General features: G+C 65.2%; 1 protein-coding gene. It reads left to right on the top strand.

Annotated elements, in window-relative coordinates; genetic code table 11:
- Nucleotides 1-241 precede the first annotated feature (241 nt).
- On the top strand, nt 242-2,103 hold a 1,862-nt coding region (locus Q1W26_RS19110; RefSeq protein ID WP_300443361.1), incomplete at its 3' end, for a multicopper oxidase.

Genomic DNA, 2,103 nt, shown 5'->3' with positions numbered 1-2,103 from the left:
TACCCTCACCACCCGTCACGGCCGCTGATCTGGCGGCCGCAGGCATGTGTTCGCGCGCCAAAATCGGCCCGTTTGTATTGATTTTGAAATTTATCGTTACATTTTTAATGTAATTGCTACTTGTGACGATTCTCATTTGTCCTGCGCGGGATACTCGCTGGCGCAGGGGAAAGCCCCTGCAGTTCGTACGGACAGCGTACGGAACCGCGCGCACTGGCGCGTGTTACCCAGGGGTTCAGCCATGGCAAACAGACGAAGCGTACTCAAGGCCGCCGGAGCGGGTCTTGCGGCCTCCCTCATCTCACCGTGGAGTTTCGGGCAAACCGCTCCGACGCTTCTCGGCAGCACGCGGAAAAAGCAGTTCACCACGCTGCTGTCCAATCCCCTCGATCCGGCCAACCTGTTTGCGCCGGACGCAGCGGGCGGCACCGCCTACACGCTCAAGATCCGCGAGTTCCAGGCGGCGCTCGGGCTCGTCAACCCGAGCACCGGCAAGGCGCTGAAGACGACCCTGTGGGGCTACGGCTCGACGACCCAGGCGCCGTCCTATCCCGGCCGCAGCTTCAACGTGCGCCGCGGCGTGCCGATCACGGTGCGCTACGTCAATGAACTGATGAACAGCGCCGGCCCGCTGCCCCATCGCCTGCCGGTGGATACCACCATCGACTGGGCCAACCCCGGCAACCTCGGCGGCCGCGCCCCGGTGCCGCTGGTGGCCCACCGCCATGGTGGCGACCAGCTCACCGCCAGCGACGGCCTGCCCGACGCATGGGCCACGCCCGACGTGAACAAGGACGGCATGCCCGACTACCAGGGCCGCCTGTTCAGCGCCGCCTACACCTTCGACAACAGCCAGGAAGCCGGGCACCTGTGGTATCACGACCACGCCCTCGGCGTGACCCGGCTCAACGTTTACATGGGTCTGGCGGGCAACTATTTCATCCGCGACAGCAACGAGGATTACCTCGTCCAGGCCGGCCAGTTGCCCGCTTACCCCTACGAGCTGCCGCTGTGCATCCAGGATCGCCAGTTTGCAGTTTCGGGCGCCCTCAATTACCCGGCCACCGATCCGGCCAACCCGCAGGCGCCCACGCCCACCCACCTGCCCGAATTCTTCGGCGACGTGATCGTCGTGAATGGCGCGCCCTGGCCGCGCTTTGATTGCGAACCGCGGCTGTACCGCCTGCGCCTGCTCAATGGTTCCGATTCAAGGGTCTACACGCTCAGCTTCAACTTCGAGAACTTCCCCAAAAACACCCTCGGTTTCTGGCAGATCGGCACCGACCTCGGCCTGATGAACAGCCCGGTAGCCCTCAACAGCCTGACCCTCGCTCCCGGCGAGCGCGCCGACGTGCTGGTGGATTTCTCGAAGGTGCGCTGGTGGTGGCACGGCAAGGTCATCATGAAGAACAGCGCCGGCTCGCCTTTCCCCAACGGCGCGGCGCCGCTGGCCGGCACCACCGACCGGGTGATGGCCTTCAGCGTGACCAAGCCTGTCGGCTTCTTCGGCCTCAGCCTGTCCTTTCTTACCGGCGCCACCATTCCGACCAACCTGCGCCCGGTGCATGGCCCGCTGCCGGTGCCCAATACCGCCGCCGCCAAGGTGCGCAAGCTGATGCTGTTCGAAGGGCTGGATAGCTATGGCCGCCTGCAGACCCTGCTGGGCACGGTCAATCCGGCGCCGGGCAATCCGGCCGGCCCGGGCTTCGGTACTTTTTTGTACACCGATCCGGTCACCGAAACCATTACGGCGGGCAGCACCGAGATCTGGGAGATCCACAACACCACGGTGGATGCCCACCCGATTCACCTGCACCTGGTCGATTTTCGGGTGCTCGATCGCCAGCCCTTCACCGGCACCCTCGTTCCCAAGCCCATGGGGCCGGGCGGGGTGGCGTCCGGCGCCTACCTCACGCAGATCGCGCTGGCGGGCACCCGCAGCCCCGCGCTGCCCAACGAGCAGGGCCGGAAGGACACGGTGCTGGCCTATCCGGGCCAGGTGACGCGCATTATCGCCACCTTCAATCGCCCCGGCGAATACGTCTGGCACTGCCACATCCTGTCCCACGAGGACCACGAAATGATGCGTCGCTTCGTGGTGGT

Source organism: Zoogloea sp. (assembly GCF_030157465.1).
Taxonomy (GTDB): Bacteria; Pseudomonadota; Gammaproteobacteria; order Burkholderiales; family Rhodocyclaceae; genus Zoogloea.
Note: the sequence above shows the minus strand (reverse complement) of the source record. Positions and strands in the feature narration are given on the sequence as shown.